This is a genomic window from Streptomyces sp. SAT1 (genome assembly GCF_001654495.1).
GTDB lineage: Bacteria > Actinomycetota > Actinomycetes > Streptomycetales > Streptomycetaceae > Streptomyces > Streptomyces andamanensis.
On record NZ_CP015849.1, the window covers coordinates 115,930 to 133,837 of the forward strand.

At 72.4% G+C, this 17,908-nt stretch carries 18 protein-coding genes; 14 read left to right on the top strand and 4 right to left on the bottom strand.

Annotation, left to right across the window (positions count from 1 at the left end; translation table 11 throughout):
- The first annotated feature begins 48 nt into the window (after positions 1-48).
- The 13 genes from A8713_RS00440 (at position 49) to A8713_RS00500 (ending at position 14,870) form a co-directional block, all read left to right on the top strand.
- Complete coding sequence (locus A8713_RS00440; protein WP_064530851.1) at positions 49-1,623, top strand: tryptophan 7-halogenase; 1,575 nt, start codon at positions 49-51, stop codon at positions 1,621-1,623.
- 34 nt (positions 1,624-1,657) lie between these two features.
- Positions 1,658-2,965 carry a cation:proton antiporter gene (locus A8713_RS00445; RefSeq protein WP_079158779.1) on the top strand — a complete coding sequence of 436 codons (1,308 nt, stop codon included), beginning with the start codon at positions 1,658-1,660 and terminating at the stop codon, positions 2,963-2,965.
- A 321-nt stretch (positions 2,966-3,286) separates the two neighbouring features.
- A complete protein-coding gene (locus A8713_RS00450; protein ID WP_064530852.1) occupies positions 3,287-4,501 on the top strand; it encodes a cation:proton antiporter in 1,215 nt (404 codons plus the stop codon).
- A 415-nt stretch (positions 4,502-4,916) separates the two neighbouring features.
- Positions 4,917-5,315, top strand: coding sequence for a hypothetical protein (locus A8713_RS00455; protein WP_064530853.1), 399 nt, complete (start codon positions 4,917-4,919; stop codon positions 5,313-5,315).
- Positions 5,316-5,340: 25 nt separating this feature from the next.
- Positions 5,341-5,595 carry a hypothetical protein gene (locus A8713_RS00460; RefSeq protein WP_159393052.1) on the top strand — a complete coding sequence of 85 codons (255 nt, stop codon included), beginning with the start codon at positions 5,341-5,343 and terminating at the stop codon, positions 5,593-5,595.
- Positions 5,592-6,596 (top strand): polyprenyl synthetase family protein, encoded by a 1,005-nt coding sequence (locus A8713_RS00465; RefSeq protein WP_064530855.1) that lies wholly within the window; start codon positions 5,592-5,594, stop codon positions 6,594-6,596. Before A8713_RS00460 ends, A8713_RS00465 begins: the two co-directional genes overlap by 4 nt.
- Complete coding sequence (locus A8713_RS00470) at positions 6,593-7,969, top strand: cytochrome P450 (protein ID WP_064530856.1); 1,377 nt, start codon at positions 6,593-6,595, stop codon at positions 7,967-7,969. Before A8713_RS00465 ends, A8713_RS00470 begins: the two co-directional genes overlap by 4 nt.
- A gap of 191 nt (positions 7,970-8,160) precedes the next feature.
- On the top strand, positions 8,161-9,051 hold the full coding sequence (locus A8713_RS00475; protein WP_064530857.1) for a class I SAM-dependent methyltransferase: 891 nt from the start codon (positions 8,161-8,163) through the stop codon (positions 9,049-9,051).
- The gene (locus tag A8713_RS00480; RefSeq protein ID WP_064530858.1) at positions 9,048-10,112 is read left to right on the top strand and encodes a polyprenyl synthetase family protein; all 1,065 of its coding nucleotides are present in this window, start codon (positions 9,048-9,050) and stop codon (positions 10,110-10,112) included. Before A8713_RS00475 ends, A8713_RS00480 begins: the two co-directional genes overlap by 4 nt.
- Complete coding sequence (locus A8713_RS00485) at positions 10,106-10,948, top strand: TauD/TfdA dioxygenase family protein (protein WP_064530859.1); 843 nt, start codon at positions 10,106-10,108, stop codon at positions 10,946-10,948. The genes A8713_RS00480 and A8713_RS00485 overlap by 7 nt, the downstream gene beginning before the upstream one ends.
- A 2-nt stretch (positions 10,949-10,950) precedes the next feature.
- Positions 10,951-12,123 carry a thiamine pyrophosphate-dependent enzyme gene (locus tag A8713_RS00490; RefSeq protein WP_159393053.1) on the top strand — a complete coding sequence of 391 codons (1,173 nt, stop codon included), beginning with the start codon at positions 10,951-10,953 and terminating at the stop codon, positions 12,121-12,123.
- 32 nt (positions 12,124-12,155) lie between these two features.
- A complete protein-coding gene (gene aepX, locus A8713_RS00495; protein WP_237305271.1) occupies positions 12,156-13,031 on the top strand; it encodes a phosphoenolpyruvate mutase in 876 nt (291 codons plus the stop codon).
- A 183-nt stretch (positions 13,032-13,214) separates the two neighbouring features.
- Positions 13,215-14,870 carry an MFS transporter gene (locus tag A8713_RS00500; RefSeq protein WP_237305272.1) on the top strand — a complete coding sequence of 552 codons (1,656 nt, stop codon included), beginning with the start codon at positions 13,215-13,217 and terminating at the stop codon, positions 14,868-14,870.
- On the opposite strand, the gene A8713_RS32855 is transcribed toward A8713_RS00500, so the two are convergent.
- Positions 14,793-15,461, bottom strand: a complete 669-nt coding sequence (locus tag A8713_RS32855) for a response regulator transcription factor (RefSeq protein WP_064530862.1) — start codon at positions 15,459-15,461, stop codon at positions 14,793-14,795. The genes A8713_RS00500 and A8713_RS32855 overlap by 78 nt on opposite strands.
- A gap of 78 nt (positions 15,462-15,539) precedes the next feature.
- Between A8713_RS32855 and A8713_RS00510 the strand changes: the two genes are divergently transcribed.
- Positions 15,540-16,505, top strand: coding sequence for an alpha/beta fold hydrolase (locus A8713_RS00510; RefSeq protein WP_064537158.1), 966 nt, complete (start codon positions 15,540-15,542; stop codon positions 16,503-16,505).
- 80 nt (positions 16,506-16,585) lie between these two features.
- Here the strand turns inward: A8713_RS00510 and A8713_RS00515 are convergent, their stop codons facing one another.
- From A8713_RS00515 to A8713_RS00525, 3 genes are all read right to left on the bottom strand, one after another.
- Positions 16,586-16,954: a ricin-type beta-trefoil lectin domain protein gene (locus tag A8713_RS00515; protein ID WP_385503182.1), complete on the bottom strand. Its 369-nt coding sequence runs from the start codon at positions 16,952-16,954 to the stop codon at positions 16,586-16,588.
- 42 nt (positions 16,955-16,996) lie between these two features.
- A complete protein-coding gene (locus tag A8713_RS00520) occupies positions 16,997-17,602 on the bottom strand; it encodes a class I SAM-dependent methyltransferase (protein ID WP_064530863.1) in 606 nt (201 codons plus the stop codon).
- A gap of 107 nt (positions 17,603-17,709) precedes the next feature.
- On the bottom strand, positions 17,710-17,880 hold the full coding sequence (locus A8713_RS00525) for a hypothetical protein (protein ID WP_026252243.1): 171 nt from the start codon (positions 17,878-17,880) through the stop codon (positions 17,710-17,712).
- Positions 17,881-17,908 lie beyond the last annotated feature (28 nt).

Consider the following 17,908-nt stretch of genomic DNA (forward strand, 5'->3'; position numbering starts at 1 on the left):
GCAACCGCCAACCCCACCGGCCCCGGCCGCACTTCCAGGGAGAAACACATGTCCACGCCCGAGCACGCCACCGACACCACCACGGCGGGTCCCGCCGGCTCCTACGACGTCGTGGTGGTCGGCGGCGGCCCCGGCGGCTCCACCACCGCCGCCTTGGTCGCGATGGCCGGCCACCGTGTCCTGCTGCTGGAGAAGGAGTCCTTCCCCCGCCACCAGATCGGCGAGTCGCTGCTGCCCGCGACGATCCACGGCGTGTGCCGCTTCCTCGGCGTGACCGAGGAACTGGAGAAGGCCGGCTTCATGCCGAAGCGCGGCGGCACATTCCGCTGGGGCTCCAACCCCGAGCCGTGGAACTTCCTGTTCGCCTACTCCCCGCTGATGTCGGGCCCCACCTCCACCGCCTACCAGGTGGAGCGCATGAAGTTCGACAAGATCCTCCTGGACAACGCCCGCCGCCTCGGCGTCGAGGTCCGCGAACGGTGCACGGCCGTGGCCACGCTGAGCGAGGGCGAGCGGATCACCGGCCTGCGCTGGACCGACGAGGACGGCCGCACCCACGAGACCGCCGCCCGGTACGTGGTCGACGCCTCCGGCAGCAACAGCAGGCTCGCCCGCACGGTCGGCAAGCGCAACTACTCGGACTTCTTCCGCAACGTGGCCCTCTACGGCTACTACGAGGGCGGCAAGCGGCTGCCCGGACCGGACGCCGGCAACATCCTGTGCTGCGCCTGGGACGACGGCTGGTTCTGGTACATCCCGCTCACCGACACGCTCACCAGCGTCGGCGCGGTCGTCAACCGCTCCCAGGTCGGCACCCTCTCGCGCGACCCCGAGGGCGCCATGGCCCAGTTCATCGAGCAGGCCCCGATGATCAAGGAATTCCTCCAGGACGCCGAGCGCGTCACCGAGGGACCCTACGGCGAACTGCGCGTCCGCAAGGACTACTCGTACGCCATGGAGCGCTTCTGGCAGCCCGGCATGGTGCTGGTCGGCGACGCGGCCTGCTTCGTCGACCCGGTGTTCTCCACCGGCGTCCACCTGGCCACCTACGGCGGTCTGCTGGCGGCCCGTTCGATCAACAGCGCGCTCGGCGGCGGCCTGGACGAGGAGCGCGCCTTCGGCGAGTTCGAACGCCGCTACCGCCGCGAGTACGGCGTGTTCTACGAGTTCCTGCTCGCCTTCTACGACATGCAGCACAACGAGGAGTCGTACTTCTGGCAGGCCCGCAAGGTGTCCCGGGCCGAGGCGACCGATCTGCGGGCCTTCGTGGAGCTGGTCGGCGGTGTCTCCTCCGGTGAGTCGGCGCTGACCGACCTGGAGGGGCTCAAGGAGCGCTTCGGCGGCTCCTCCAGGGAGCTGGCGGACGCGGTCACCCGTACCGGCCCCGCGCAGACCGAGAGCGGCGAGCGGATGGGCGAGCTGTTCGGCACCCAGGTGGTGACGGAGGTGATGCAGGGCATGAACGAGGTCCAGGCCCGTGCCTCCATGGGCGGTGCGACCACCCTGGAGAAGCCGCTGTTCTCGGACGGTCTGGTGGCCTCGTCCGACGGTCTCGGCTGGGCCGTGCCGGCGACGGCGGACGCCGGGGCCGCCGTGCCCGCGCAGGGGGGCCCGGCCGCATGACCGCGCCCGCCGTCACCGGTACGGGGGCGCTCCGGTGAGTGCGGAGGAGATCACGTCGAGCGTGCTGGCGGCCACCGGTGTGGTCGTCGCCCTCGCCGCCGGGCTCTCGGCACTGGCCCGCCGCGTCGGGCAGCCGCCGGTGATCGGCCAGGTGCTGGTGGGCATCGTCCTCGGGCCCAGCGTGCTGGGCCGGTTCCCCGGCGACCCCAGCTCCGCGCTGGTCCCGGTCGAGGCGCTGCCCCACCTCGGGGTGCTCGGGCAGGTGGCACTGGTGCTGTTCATGTTCTCCGTGGGCTGCGAGCTGGACACGTCCCTGCTGCGCCACCAGGGCCGGGCGGTCACCTCGGTGTCCGCCGCCGCGCTCGCCGTCCCCATGGCGGCGGGCGCGGGGCTCGGCTGGCTCGTCCTCGGCAGCGACCTGGCGCCGCAGGGCGTTCCCGACGGCTGGGCCTTCCCGCTGTATCTCGCGGTCGCGCTCTCCATCACGGCGATGCCCGTCCTGGCGAGCATCGTCCGCGACCGCGGGCTGTCCACGACGACGCCGGGCACGGTGGCCACGGCCGCCGCGGCGCTGACCGACGTCGTCGGCTGGCTGCTGCTGGCCGGTGTCGTCGCACTCGCCGGTTCGGGCGGCCGCTCCGCGGCGGAGTTGGTCGGGCTGCTGGCCTGCTATCTGCTGGCGATGTCCGCGGTGGCCCGACCGGTGCTGCGGCGCGCCGGCGCCCTCCGGGGGGCGCTGCGCGACGGACCGCTGATCGCGGTGGCGCTGCTGTCCGGGTGGGCGACCAGCGTTCTCGGCCTGCACGCGGTGTTCGGGGCGTTCCTGGCCGGGCTGCTGATGCCGCGCCGTACGGACGGCACCCCCGACCCGGAGCTGGTCTCGTGGGCGGACCGGGCGGGCAGCCTGCTGCTTCCGGTCTTCTTCATCACCACCGGCTGGTCCGTGGACATCGGCGGGCTGGGCGGCGCGGACGTGCTGCTGCTGCTCGCGCTGTTCGGGACGGCGGTCGTCTCCAAGCTCGGCGGCTGCACGCTCGCCGCCCGCCTGAGCGGCGGGAGCTGGCGGCAGAGCGCGGTCATCGGGGCGCTGATGAACACCCGGGGCCTGACCGAACTCATCGCACTCAACGTGGGCAAGCAGGCGGGCCTGCTCGACGGCCGCTGGTACTCGCTGCTGGTGGTGGTGGCGGTCGCGACGACCGCGATGACGGGCCCGCTGCTGACCTGGCTCGGGCGGGACGCGGACGCCGAGGACGCCGAGGACGGCGGGAACGACGCAGACGGCACGGGCGGGCGTCCCGTCCCCGAGGTCGCCCACGCGGGGACGGGCTCGGGGAACTGAAGGACGTCACGGCACCCGGGCCCCGCACCCGCGTCCAGGACCCTGGGGCGGGGCCCGGGTGCCGTGACGGTGCGGTGCGGGGCGGTGGGCCCGGCCTTCCCTCCTACGGCGTACGACCGGTCGTGCCGGGCGCGGGGTCCGGGTGAGGCTGGCCGTGGTGACCGTGGTCCGTGCCGGATCCCGTCGCGGTCCCGGCCGGTCGCCACGAGGAGCCCGAGATGTACCGGAACACCGCAGCCGAGTCCGACGCCGGGCGGCGTGGGCGCCGTCCACGCGGTCGCCGCTGCGCGACGCGCCGCCCCGGCGCCTGCTGAGCGGACCATGGCCCACCCCGGCACCCTCGTCCTGATCATGGCGGCGGCCGTCCTCGCACCGGTCCTCGCCGAGGCGGTGACACGCCTGGTCCGGGTGCCGCTGGTCATCTTCGAGATCGTGCTCGGTATCGTCATCGGCCCCGCGGTGCTCGGCTGGGCCCACCCCGACCGGGTCGTCGACACCCTCTCCGACCTGGGCCTGGCCATGCTCATCTTCCTGGCCGGGTACGAGATCGAGTTCGCGGCGGTCCGCGGGGCCACCCTGCGCCGCGCCACGGCCGCCTGGCTCGTCTCCCTCGCCGCCGGCATCGGGCTCGGCTTCCTGATCAGCGGTGGAGCGGCCTACCAGGCGTTCGTCATCGGCACCGCGCTGACCAGTACGGCACTGGGCACGGTGCTGCCGATCCTGCGGGACCAGGGGGAACTGCGCAGCCGCTTCGGCACGGTGGTGTCCGCCTTCGGCGCGGTGGGCGAGTTCGGGCCGGTCGTCGCCATGGCGCTGCTGCTCAGCGGACGCGGTCCGGGTAAGTCCACGGTGCTGCTCGTCGCTTTCGCCGTGATCACCGCGGGGGCCGTCGGGTGGGCGCTGCGGCCCCGGCGGGCCTGGTTCTCCCGGCTCGTCGCCACGACCCTGCACAGCAGCGGCCAGTTCGCGGTCCGCTTCGTCATGCTGCTGCTGGCGGGCATGCTCGCCCTGGCGCAGGCGTTCGGCCTGGACATCCTGCTGGGCGCCTTCGCCGCCGGTGTCCTCACCCGGCTCGTGCTGCACAGCGCCTCGCCCGCGCACGGCGCGGAGGTCTTCGGCAAGGTCGAGGCCCTCGGGTTCGGGTTCCTCGTGCCGCTCTTCTACGTGGTGACCGGGATCGAGTTCGACCTGCGCGCCCTGTTGCACGACGGGCGCGCGGCGGCGCTGGTGCCCGTCTTCCTGCTGCTGTTCCTGCTGGTGCGGGGCGGCCCGGTCCGCCTTCTCGCGCCACCGGGCCTCGGCCCCGGCGACCGCCGGGCGCTCACGCTGTTCGCCTCGACATGTCTGCCGCTCATCGTGGCGATCACCACCATCGGTGTCGACCAGAAGGTGCTCGGCGGGGACCAGGCCGCGGCACTGGTCGGCGCCGCGATGGTCTCGGTACTGGTCCTGCCGCTGCTCGCGACGCGGCTGCGCCGAGGCGGCCGGCGAACGGAACGGGCCTCTGCGTCCTCGGCGGAGTCGGAGGCGTGGTGACGGACCGCCGCAGCTCCCGACGGCGGGCGGGCACGCCGGACGACCGGCACCGGCCATCACCGTAAGATCTTTCGGAAATACGTCTGCGCCGCACAATGAACTCACCCGCAACGGCAGTCACAGGAATTCACGACACCAGCCTTTTTCGGGCGCGGTGGAGATCTGTTGACCGATTTCCGACTCCACGGCAATTCCGCGATGCCGCAGAATAACCACGGACTCGCACCAGCCGGTCGATGCGGGATCAAGAACACACCTGTACGCGTGCTCGGTCCGCACGGACTGACAACCTTGTCACCGCCGATCCGTTCGATTTTCCCGCCTCCCGAACGATTCGAACACACGGATTACGAGACCGGCTTTCCCCCATGCGCGGAACGGCCGGAACTCCGCCCTCCCCGTGAAAGGCGAACAGATGACCGACGACACCGGAAAGCCCGCCGCGCAGCCCACCGACTACGAGACCTTCATGGCCTCCGTGATCTCTCTCGACGGAAAGTCCCTGATCGCCGATCTGCACAAGGCCCATGCCGAGTTCCCCGAGCTGATCACCGCCTTCACCTACCTGAGCATCCACGCGGCGGCCTCGGTCATCGCCGGCAACAGCTTCCGGCGCGGCAATCTGCTCGCGGACTGCGGACCCGCCGTCGCCGAACTCGCGATCACCGCTGCGAACTCCGTCGTCAAGAGTCCCGATCTGGCCAGGAGCGCGCTCTCCCGTATCAATGCCCACTACATCCAGGCCGCCATGGAAAAATCCATGGAGGAAGGCCGTGTCGTCGCGCCCACGGTGGTGCAGGCATCCGATCTCTAGACCAGCAGGCCCCTACCGCAAGGAAATGAACGAGGTGACTGCTGTCGTGAACCCCATCAATCTCGTCGATTTGGCGAAGCTGTTCGAATCCGCCGTCTCTTCCGATGCCGCGAAGCGGCGGGACGTGCTCGAATCGGTCCCCGCGGCCGAGCGCACCCGGATCGGACGCGTCCTCGGGGAACTGCTCGCCAGCCCGGAGGACGAGCGCATGCTGCGGCTTCCCATGACCGACACCGACATGGTCGACTTCGAGATCGCGGAGGAGGTCGGACACGGATGAACGCCCCCGTGCGCGACGGCATCGAATGGAACCTGGCCGAACACGCGGCGTCCTACCCCGCGTTCGACGGCCATCCCGCCATCAAGGCCGAGTTCGCCCGCTCCCTGCGCAAACGCACCCGTCTGTGGGAGCCGTTGCTGACCCTGCTCGCCACGGAGTTCGGCCACCGGCCCTCCCATGCCTCCGCGCGGGTCCTGAGCGGCTGGTTCACGATGGTCCACCTCTCCGCGCCGATCGACCAGATCGTGGACCGCGACCCGATGTCGGAGCAGTGGCGCGAGCTCGGCGGTGCCGGCGCCATCGAGCTGGTGCTGGCGCTGAAGAACCAGGTGCTGCGCGCCCCCCTGGCCGCGCTCGACCCGGCGGCCGACACGGCGACGGTCCAGGCGGTGTCCCGGGCGACCGTCGAACTGGGCTCGGCGTGCCTGACGGCGTCGATCGGCGAGTACCTCGACGTCGTGGGCTATTCCGAGCTGCGTTCCGAGCCCCCCTACCCCGTGCGGGCCGCCACCCGGGTCGCGCTCTTCTACGAACAGCTCGTCGGCTGGAAGTCGTCCGTCATCTACGAGTGCCTGCTGCGCTGCGCGGCCCTCACCATGGACGCACCGGACGCGGCGGCCGAGGCACTGGCCCGCTTCGGCCACCACATCGGGTTCGCGGTACAGGTGCTCGACGACGCCGGCGGGGTCTGGGGCGGCGGTGACGACCTGGAGAAGGACCCCGTCAAGGTCACCTCCCCCCTCGCCTACGCCCTCGCGCTCGACCACCCTCGCCGCGACGAGCTGGTCGATCTGCTGCACACCCCGGCCGCCGACCGGGACGTGGCGAGAACACGCGACATCCTCGACGGCGTCCAGGCCCGCGCGTTCCTCGAATTCCTCATCCGGGACCGGATCTCGCTGGCCGTCGACGCGCTGTCCGAGGTGCTGCCCAAGCTCGCCGACCCGCTGGAACGCTGGGCGGACGCCTACTTCCGGCGGACGCCGGAGACCGTCCGGTGACCGAGACCGCCGCGCCACCGGCACCCGCCGGCCGGGCGCGTCCGGCGGCCATGCCGGGGCTGCCGTACTTCGGTGGCATCGCCCGGATGAGGAAGGACCCGATCGCCTATCTGAGCGAGGCGAGCCGCCGGGGCCCGGTCGTCCGGCTCGGACGGATCGGCAGACGGTCGTACTACCAGGTCAACGATCCGGACCTGGTGCGGACGGTCATGACCGCGCCGTACGCGGACATCGGCATGACCCGCACCAACGACGTGCTGGGCACCCTGTTCGGCGAGTCGGTGTTCACCATGCAGGGCGAGGTGTGGCGCAAGCGGCGCGACGAGTTGCAGCCCGCCTTCCGGACCTCCAACCTGCCGGAGCTCTTCGGTTCGGCGGCGGACGAGATCGACCGGACCGTCTCACGCCTCGCCCCGATCGCCGAGGCCCGGGGATCGGTCGACTGCAGCGCCGCGTTGCTGGACCTGCTCCAGCGCATGATCGTACGGATGATGTTCGGTGTGGCGGTCCCGGAGACCGCCGCGCAGCTGACCCGTGCCTTCGACTACGGCCTGGAGTACCGGCAGCGCCGCCGCTGGGCGCCGGCGGGTCTGCCGCGCTGGTTCCCGACCCCGGCGAGCCGGCTGTTCGACGACGGGGTGGCCCGGCTCAACGCCAGCATCACCGAGATCATCGACGACCACCGCGCCCACCCGCCGGAGCGGGCCGGCCTGCTCCGGATGCTGATGGAGTGCCGCGACGAGGAGACCGGCGCGGGCTGGACGGACGACGAGCTGCTGGCCGAGGTGAAGACGACCTTCGTCGCCGGATGGCTCACCACCGCGACCGCGGCGGTCTGGCTGTTCGACCTCCTCGGCCGCCATCCCCGGATCACCGCCCACGTGGTGGACGAGCTGGACCGCCTGCCGTCGGACCGGCCGCTCCGATACGAGGACCTGCACACCCTGGAGTACACGGAGGACACCATCCTGGAGGCGATCCGGCTCTTCCCGCCGGGCTGGCTGCTGAGCAGACGGGTGCGGCGGACGTACACCCTGGGCGGCCACCGCCTCGGCCGCGACACGGTCCTGCTGGTGTCGCCGTACGCGCTGCACCGGGATCCGGCCCACTGGACCGAGCCGGAACGGTTCGATCCCGGCCGCTTCCGCCACGGCACCCACGGTGAGGCGCACCGCGCCGCGTACCTCCCGTTCGGGTACGGACCGCGTGTCTGCATCGGGCGGGGTGTGGCGATGATGGAGCTGAAGCTGATCGTCGCGACCCTGCTGCGGCGGTTCCGCTTCACGCTCGCCGACACCGCTCCCGCGAGACTCCAGCCCGTGTCCTTCCTGCGGCGTGCCGACCCTCTCGTTCTCGGTGTCGCTCCGCGCTGAGCCCTTCGCGTCCCTTCGAAGCCCTCGCGTCCCTTCGCATTCCTTCGCATCCCTTCGGCCGGGATCCGCCGTCCGCGCCGTCCACCGCCGCGGGCCGGTCCGGCAGGCACACCCCCCATCGGCTTCCGGCCCTGGCGCCGCCAGGCGGAGAGCGGAAGTCGCGCCGCCACTCATCGTGACGAGGTACTGGTATGAGAAAGGTCTCGCTCGACGCCGTCGAAGCGCAGCCGAGTGAATCAGCGGGCGGTCGAGCAGTCGTCGACACCGCCTACGAACGGGAAGTCGCCCGGATGTACGACGAGAAGCAGGACGACTTCAACCTGCTGCTCGGCAAGGAGACGAACCTCGTCCACCACCACTTCGGGATCGGGGACTTCGACCGGACGCCCGGGGCGCTCCGGAACGAGGCCGCGGTGCAGCGCCGGCTGCACGAGCTGGAGAACGCGCAGACCGAGCGGCTGCTCGACCTGCTCGGCGGCCTGGGACCCGAGCACCGGGTCTTCGACGGCGGCTCGGGCCGGGGCGGCACCGCCTTCATGGCCCACGAACGCCTGGGCTGCTTCGTCGACGGCGCCACGATCTCCCGGTACCAGCAGGGGTTCGCCGAACGCAGCGCCCGCGAGCGGGGCTGCGACGCCAAGGTCCGGTTCCACTACATGAACATGCTGCGCACCGGGCTGCCCCGCGCGAGCGTGGACGCCGCGCTGACCAATGAGGTCACGATGTACGTCAGTGATCTGACCGCGCTGTTCCGGGAGTTCGCCCGGATCGTGAAGCCGGGCGGGCGCTATGTCTTCGCGACCTGGGCGGTCGACGAGAGCGGTTCGGCGGACGATGTCATCGCCGCGATCGACCGCCACTACGCCTGCACCATGCACACCCGCGGGGCCTACCTCCGCGCGCTGCTGGACGCGGGGTTCGTGCCGTACCACGTGGCCCAGATGGACGACGACGCGCTGCCGTACTGGGAGCTGCGACGGCGCAGCGAACACAGTGACACGATCGAGCAGTTGTTCATCGACGGGTACAACGCCTCCTCCATCGCCTATCTCATGGTCGCCGCGGAACGGATCGGGACGTGATCCCCGGGGCGCTGCTGAACCAGTTCGACCAGGAGCTGTTCGCCTTCCTGCACCGCGAGCAGCCACGGTCCGAGACGTTCCGGCGGATGGTCAGCGACCACATGGCCTGGCGCTCGTGGGACGACGGCGAGCCGGCGGGGGACGACGCCCGCGGCAAGCGGGTACGGCCGCTGCTGGCGCTGCTGACCGCGCGGGCGATAGCCGGTGACCACCGCAGGGCGGTGCCGGCGGCGATAGCGGTGCAGCTCGTCCACGACTTCAGCATCATCCTCGACGACATCATGGACGGCGACCGCACCCGCCGTAACCGCCCGGCGCTCTGGGTCAGTTACGGCACCGGGCACGCGATGACGGCGGCGGCCGGGATCTACGTCGTCGGACTCGACGCGCTGCAGGACTACCTGGACGGGGCATGGCCCCATGTCGAGGCGCGGGACCTGTCGAGGACCCTGCTGGACTCGTGTCTGGAGATGGCCGACTCCCAGCACATCGACCTGGACTGGGAGAAGCGGCTCGACATGACGCTCGACCAGGTCAGGACGGTGGCTCTGGGCCGCTCGTGCCTGATCAGATGCGGGATCGAGCTGGCGGCGGCCGTCAGCACCCCCGAGTGCGAGGTCCGCGCGGCCTTCCGGGAGTTCGGCGCGCTGGTGGCCACGGCGTTCTCGGTCATCGACGACTACCGCGGGCTGTGGGGCAGTGAGGAGCGCAACGGCAAGCCGCTCCGCAGCGACCTGCGCCAGCACAAGAAGACGTTCCCGATCGTCGTCGGACACCAGCGGTGCGCTCCGGCCGAGCGCCGCCGCCTCCAGGCCCTGCTCACCGTCCCGCATCCGGGCGACACCGAGATCGCGGCGATCATGGAACTGCTGGACGGGGCCGGCGCCCCGGGCGCCACCCTGCGCGAAGTCGCGCGCCTGTCCGAGCTGGCCGTCGCGTGTCTGCGCCGGCCGCCGCTGGACCGCTTCGCCGTCTCCGATCTCGTCGAGCTGACGGAGAGCCTGTTCGGCGGGCTCACCGGTCCGGCTCCCGCCCTGCCGCAAGGAGGATTCACGTGGTGACGCACTCGTCGGCCGACGGAGCCGCGCCGGCCGTCCCCCCGTTCGCGACCCTGCCGCCGCTCACCTCGGCCCGGCTGCCCGAACTCGCGCCCCGCATCAAGGAGGCGTGGCTGCGCCATCCGGTCCTGGTGTTCCACCGGTGCGAGCTGTCCCCCGACGACCTGGTGACGTTCGGCGCGCTGTTCGGCACACCGGTGCCGGTGCCCACCCAGGAGGCGATCGTCGACACCACCGGGCTGCCGCCCGAGGTCATGGTCATCTCGAACATCGTCGAGGACGGCCGTCCGCTCGGTCATCTGGGCGGCGGCGAACTCGGCTGGCACACCGACATGTGCTACGTCGCCGAGCCCGCGCTCGCCAGCGCGCTCCACGCCGTCGAGACACCCGAGGGGCACGGCGACACCTGGTTCCTCGACATGTCGGCCGTGTACGACACCATGCCCGCCGCCCTGCGCGACCGGATCGGGTCGCTGTCGTGCAAGCACGACGACAGCCGCACGGCGGCGGGCGACCTGCGCCACGGCCGTACTCCCGTCACCGACATCACCACCTCCTCGGGCGCCGTCCACCCCCTGGTGCGCGTCCGGCCCGAGAGCGGGCGCAAGGCCCTGTACCTGGGCCGCCGGCTCAACGCCTATGTGCCGGGTCTGCCGCTCGCCGAGTCCGAGGCACTGCTGGACGAGCTGTGGGGGTACTGCGACAACCCGGCGGCGGCCTGGGCGCACCGGTGGCAGCCGGGCGACCTGGTGGTCTGGGACAACCGGGTGATGATGCACCGCCGGGACGCGATCCCGGACGGGGCGCGTCGGCTGATGCGCCGGATCCAGGCGAGGTGACCGTGAACGCGACGTCCGCGCCCGAGGACACCCCGGCCCTGGACCCCGACCTCGTCCTCGACACACTGCTGGCCCGGGGCTACCGCGAGATGGCGGCGGTGCCGTGCAGCTATCTCGGGCCGCTGCTGGCGCGCGCCGCCAGGCGCCCGGACGTCACCTACTTCCCGGCGACCTGCGAGAGCGAGGCGGTGTCGGTCGCCGCGGGTGCCTGGTTCACCGGCCGGCGCGTGGTGGTCGCCCTGCAGAACTCCGGGCTCGGGGACGCCCTCAACCCGCTCGCCTCGCTCTGCCTGCCCTACGGCGTGCCGGTGCTGCTGCTGACGTCGGTCCGCGGCGAGCCGGGGACCCGGGACGAGCCCCACCACGACGTGATGGGACGCACCACGGCGCGGATCCTGGACGACGTCGGAATCGCCCACGCGTGGGTCCCGGCCGACTCCGCCGGGTTCGTGCGCGCGGTGGCGGAGGCCGAGCGGACGATGGACGCCTCCCGACGGGCCTACTGCCTGCTGATCAGGAAGGGGACCTTCCGGGACCGGCCGCAGACCGTGCCGCTCGGCCGGAGCGTGCCGCAGCAGGTACCGGGCACCGGCGACCGGCTGAGCAGGGCGCAGGCGATCAGATGGCTGCGCGAGCGGCTGCCCGAGGAGCAGGTGGTCGTCACGACGACCGGGCTGACCGGCCGTGAGCTGTACGCCGCCGGGGACCGCCCGACCCATCTCTATCTCAGCGGCTCCATGGGCTGCGCCTCGGCGGTCGGTCTCGGCATCGCGCGCTCGGGCGGGCGGCCGGTGGCGGTGTTCGACGGCGACGGTGCGTCCCTGATGCGCTTCGGGACGCTGGTCAGTGTCGCGGCGTCGGGGCCGGACCTGCTCCATGTCATCTACAACAACGGCTGCTACGACTCCACCGGCGGGCAGCCGCTCCAGGGGCCCGTGCCGTTCGCCGCGACCGCCGGGCTGCTGGGCTACGCGGCGACGGCGTGCTGCGCCGCACCGGCGGAACTCCCGTCCGCGTACGACAAGCTGATGGCGCAGCCGGGGCCCCGGCTGCTGGAGATCAAGGTGACGACCGATCCGGTGCCCGCGCCCCGGGTCCCCCTCGCCCTCCCGGACATCGCGGCCCGGCTGCGCGCCCTGTTCGGCTCCCCCGTCACGACGGCGACGGCCTCATGAGCGGCACCGGTCCGGCGCCGAACAAGACAGCCATGCTCAGGCACCTGCTGGACCGCCCGGAGATCAGCTTCCTGATGGAGGCGCACAACGGCCTGTCGGCGAAGCTCGTCGAACGGGCCGGCTTCGAGGGCATCTGGGCCAGCGGTCTGTCGATCGCCGCGGCGCTGGGGGTGCGCGACAGCAACGAGGCGAGCTGGACCCAGGTCCTGGAGGTCGCCGAGTTCATGAGCGACGCGACCGGCATCCCGATCCTGCTCGACGGGGACACGGGCTACGGCAACTTCAACTCGGTACGCCGTCTCGTGCGCAAACTCGAACAGCGCGGGATCGCCGGAGTGTGCATCGAGGACAAGCTCTTCCCGAAGACGAACAGCTTCGTCCGCGGCGGCGCCCAACCGCTCGCCGACGCAGAGGAGTTCGCCGGGAAGATCCAGGCCGCGAAGGCGTCCCAGCACGACCCGGACTTCGTCGTCGTGGCCCGCACCGAGGCGCTCATCGCGGGCGAGGGACCGGCCGAGGCACTGCGCCGCGCCGAGCTGTACCGGTGCGCCGGCGCCGACGCGATCCTGATCCACTCGGCCCGCTCCGACGCGAGCGAGATCCTGTCGTTCAAGGCGGAGTGGGGCGACCGGCTGCCGGTCGTCATCGTGCCGACGACGTACTACACGACGCCCACCGAGGTCTTCGCCGAGGAGGGCATCTCCACCGTCGTGTGGGCCAACCACCTCATGCGCTCCGCCCTGCGGGCCATGCAGCTCACCGCCGCCACGATCCACTCCGAACAGCATCTGCGGAACGTCGAGGTCACGGTGGCGTCCCTGGCCGAGGTCTTCGAACTGCAGGGCGAGGACGAGCTGGCGGAGGCGGAACAGCGCTGGCTGCCCAGGCGCAACGCCCCGAGGCGCTGAGACACGGTCACGCGGGACGACACGGCCGCGGTCCCCCCGGCCCCCCCGTCCCGCGCGGATAGACTCCGCGCGAGCCGAGACGTCCGAGCCGAGCCGAACGGTCCGGGACCGGCACCCGGCCGGGCCGCACTCCTGCCCGCCCGGCCCCGTCGGGCGTCGCTGTCCCCGAGAGGACACAGGACTTTGAGCACACCGGTCCCCGCCGCGGCCGACCGCCCCTCCCTGACGCACGAGGGCACCGGCCGCGAGCCGCGCCGCACCGCGGTCCTCGTCGTCGTGCTGGCCGCCGTGCTGCTGGTGTCGATGGACAACTCCATCCTCAACGTGGCGTTGAAGACCCTCGCCGAGCCCGCTCCCGTCGGTCTCGGCGCCGACCACAGCCAGCTCCAGTGGGCCGTCGACGCCTACACGCTCGCCTACGCCGGCCTCCTGCTCGTCTCCGGGCTGCTCGGCGACCGGGTCGGGCACAAGAAGCTGCTCGTCGCGGGCGTCGCCCTGTTCGGTGTCTCCTCCGCCCTGTCGGCGTACGCGAGGACACCGGACCAGCTGACCTCGCTGCGCGCGGTCATGGGCGTGGCCGGGTCGCTGATCATGCCCGCGACCCTGGCCATCATCTCCGCGGTCTTCCCCGGCGAGCGGCGCACCAAGGCCCTGGGCATCTGGACCGCCGTGGTCGGCGTGGCCGTCGCCCTCGGCCCGATCATCGGCGGCGCGCTGCTCGAACGGTTCTGGTGGGGTTCGGTGTTCCTGGTCAATGTGCCGATCGTGGCCGTGGCCCTGGTCGCGATGGTCCGGTTCGTGCCGGCCGCCCGGAGGTCCGGCGCCGCCGAGGGCCGCCGTATGGATCTGCTGGGCGTCGCGCTGTCGGGTCTGGGGCTGCTCGGCGTGGTCTACGGGGTGATCCGGGCCGGCGAACTCAACGACTGGACGGGCCGCGACGCGGGGCTGCCGCTCGCCGCGGGGGTGGTGCTGCTCGCCGCCTTCGTCCTGTGGGAGCGGCGCGTCGCCCAACCGGCCCTGGACATGCGCTACTTCCGTGAGCGCGGCTTCGCCGCGGCGGCGACCTCGCTGGCCGTGCTCTACTTCGCGCTGGTCGGCGGCACCTTCGTGATCACCTTCTATCTGCAGAGCGTGCGCGGCTACGGGCCGCTGCTCACCGGGGTGTGCGTGCTGCCGCTCGCGGCCTCGCTGATCATCTTCGCGCCCCGGGTGCCGAGGCTCGTCGCCCGGTTCGGTGTGCGCGCCGTGTGCACGTTCGGTCTGGCGACCATGGCGGCCGGTCTGCTGGGGCTCGCGGCGGTCGGCCGGTCCACGCCGATCTGGCTGTTCGAGATCTGGCTGTTCGTCTTCGGCACCGGGACCGCGCACGTGCATCCGCCGTCGACCGCGACGGTGGTCTCCACGTTGCCGGCCGGCGAGTCGGGCGCGGCCTCCGCGGTGAACAACACCTTCCGGCAGGTCGGCGGCTCGCTCGGGGCCGCCGTCCTGGGCTCCGTGCTCAACGCGGCCTACCGCGCCCGGATCGACCCGGCGGTCGGCGGCCTGGGCGACGGACCGGCGGAGCGGGCGCGCGGATCCGTCGCGGCGACGCTCCAGGTCGCCCAGGACCTGGCGGCGCACGGCCACGGCCCGCAGTCGTACTCCGTCGCGCAGGCGGCGTACGGCGGCTTCCTCCACGCCATGCGCACCACCTGGCTCGCCGCGTCGGTCGTCGTGCTCGTCACCACGGTCTTCGTGTTCCTGGTGATGGGTCCCGGGCCGTCAGGCGGGGCCGGTCAGGCGGTAGCCGATCCCGCGGACGGCCTGGATCAGGTCCGGGGGACCGAGCCGCCGGCGTAGCCGGACGATCAGCGCGTCGACCGTGTGAGGCTCCGCCCGGTGCTGTCCGTCGGCGCAGCACTGTGCCAGGCGGTCGCGGGTGACCAGCGCGCCGCCGGCCAGCACGAGGGCACGGAGGACCGCGGCCTCCGGACCGGTCAGGGACAGCGGCGCCCCCGCACGGGTGAACCCGCCGTCGTCCGGGCGCTGTTCCAGGTCGCCGAAGCGGGGCGGGTACGCCCGCCCGGGTACGACGGGCGCGCGGTACAGGGCGCGTGTGCGGGCGGTCAGTTCGGCGCCGGTGAAGGGCTTGACGAGCCAGTCGTCCGCGCCCTGCTCGACGAGCGCCGCCCGTTCGGCGCGTGTGTCGAGCGGGGTGAGCATCAGGACCGGGCGGGTCCAGCCGGCCCGGCGGTGGGCGGCGACCAGGCGGAGGACGTCCCCGTCGGGCTGCTCCCGGTCACCCACCAGGCCGTGGCAGACGGTGCCGCCCAGCATCCGGTCGGCGGTGGCGAGGTCGGCGGCCACGTCGGCGTCGAAGCCGAGCCCGAGCAGCACCGCGGACATCATCGCGGCGAGGTCCGCGTCGTGCTGCACGACGAGTATGCGCATGGCATCCGACTCTAGGACCTGTCCCCGGCCATGCCGAAGACCCCGCCCACGGTGTGCGGCGGCGCGTACGCTCGGCTCATGATCGAGCATCGCGTGGTCCATGTGAACGGGATCCGGCTCCACATCGCCGAGGAGGGCGAAGGCCCCCTGGTCGTGCTGCTGCACGGCTTCCCCGAGTCCTGGCGCTCCTGGCGCCACCAGTTCGGTCCCCTGGTCGAGGCGGGGTACCGCGTGGTCGCCCCGGACCAGCGGGGCTACGGCAGCAGCGACCACCCCGCCGACGTCGCGGCGTACAGCATCCTGCACCTGGTCGGTGACGTCGTCGGGCTGATCCGGGAGCTGGGCGCGGAGAAGGCGTACGTCGTCGGGCACGACTGGGGGGCACCGGTCGCCTGGCACACCGCGCTGCTGCGCCCGGACCTGGTCCTCGGGGTGGCCGGACTGAGCGTGCCGCCGCCGTTCCGGGGCAGGCAGCCGCCGCTGGTCGCCATGGAGAAGGCGTTCGGCGGGCGCTTCTACTGGAACTACTTCAACCGCCCCGGTGTCGCCGACGCCGAGTTCGGGCGGGACACGCGCACCGCGCTGCGGAAGTTCGTCTACTGGGCGTCCGGCGATGTCCCCGGCGAGATCAAGCAGCCGCTCGTCGATCCCGAACGGGGCTGGCTCGCGGCCATGCCCGACCCGGAGACGCTGCCCGAGTGGTTCACGGAGAGCGACCTCGACGCGCTCACCGAGAGCTTCTCCGAGGGCTTCACCGGGGCGCTCGACTGGTACCGCAACCTCGACCGCAACTGGGAGCTGACCGCTCCGTGGGCGGGCGCGGTGGTGACCTCGCCCGCCCTGTACGTCTACGGGGACCGGGACCCCGTCGCCGCCTTCCCCGGCACCCCCGAACTCATCCGGACGCTGCCCGACCGGATGCCCGGCCTGCTGCGCCCGCCCCTGGAGCTGACGGGCTGCGGGCACTGGACCCAGCAGGAACGGCCGGCCGAGGTGAGCGCGGCCCTCGTCGACTTCTTCCGCTCCTGTCCGCGGGGCGCGTGACGGGTTCCCGTGCCGGTGTGCCGCCGGGGGGCTGCTCCCTCCCGACGGCCCCCCGGCGGGACGCGCGTCGGCACGGGGCATCAACTCGGGAGCGTCCACTGCTGGTCGGCGCTCGCGTAGCAGGTCCGGATCTGGAGCCGGGTGCCGTTGGCGGAGCTGGGGCCGGAGGCATCGAGGCACTTGCCGGAGGCGGGATTGACCAGTTCGCCGTCGGAGCGGTGCTGCCGGACCTGGGCTCCTGAGCCGTTGCAGGCGTACAGCTGCACCTTGGTGCCGTCGGCGGTTCCCGCCGCGGTCACGTCCAGGCACTTGCCGCCGTAGCCGGTGATCCGGCCCGAGCACCGCCGACGGCACTCAGCTGCGGATCTGGACCTGCGCGGGGACCGCCGACCAGCAGTGGACGCTCGGCGGCACCGTCGTCCACGCGTCGCCCGGTGCCCTCCGCGCACCCCCGGTCGCGGAGGGCCCGCGGGAAGGGCGCTGCCCGCTCCTCACCGCCGGTGGACGCTGACGGCGTAGCCACCGCCGTCGTACGGTTCCGCGTCCCAGGTGGCGAAGCGGTCGACGAGGGTGAGGCCGGCCGCGGCGCAGTGGCCGTCGTAGTCCGGCAGCGTGATACCGGGCGGCACGGGCAGATGGGCCTCGTCCAGGCCGAAGCCCGCGACCAGCAGACCGCCCGGACCGAGGGCCGCGGTCAGGCGCCGGACCACCGCGGCCTCGGTGTCCGCGGCCAGCAGCGGAAGGACATTGCCCGCGGCGACGACCATGTCGAAGTCTCCCGCGATGCCGAGACCGGCCGGGTCGAACCCCGCCAGATCGGCCTGGAACCAGGGCAGCCCCGGGGCCTCGCGTCGCGCGACCGCCAGCATCGACGCGTCGAGATCCACGCCGACGCAGTCGTAGCCGAGTTCGGCGAGCCGGATCATGACCCGTCCGGTGCCGCACCCGGCGTCCAGCACGCGCGCTCCCGGCGGCACGAGCGCGGCGCACAACCGGGCCTCGCCGTGCACGTCCTGGCCCGCGCGGGCCAGGGCCGCGAACCGTGCGGCGTAGTCCTGTCCGGACTTCTCCCCGGTCACATCCCTCCAGCGGCTCATGGGGGCAACTATAGGCCGGGCCCACGGCCCGCTCGCCCTCATGCCCGCAGGGCCCGGCCGTCCTGCGGCCGGGCCCTGCGAAGAGCGGGGGCATCTGCGGTGTCAGATCACCATCGGTACCAGCGGCCGCGGCCGCCGCCCGCGTTGGTGGAGCGCATGAGGAATCCGAGCAGCCACACGACCAGGACGACGAGAGCCACCCACCACAGGACCTTGAGGGCGAAACCCGCGCCGAAAAGGACGAGGGCGAGAAGCAGGACCAGCAAAAGGGGAACCATAGTTATCAACCTCCTGGACTGCCGTGTG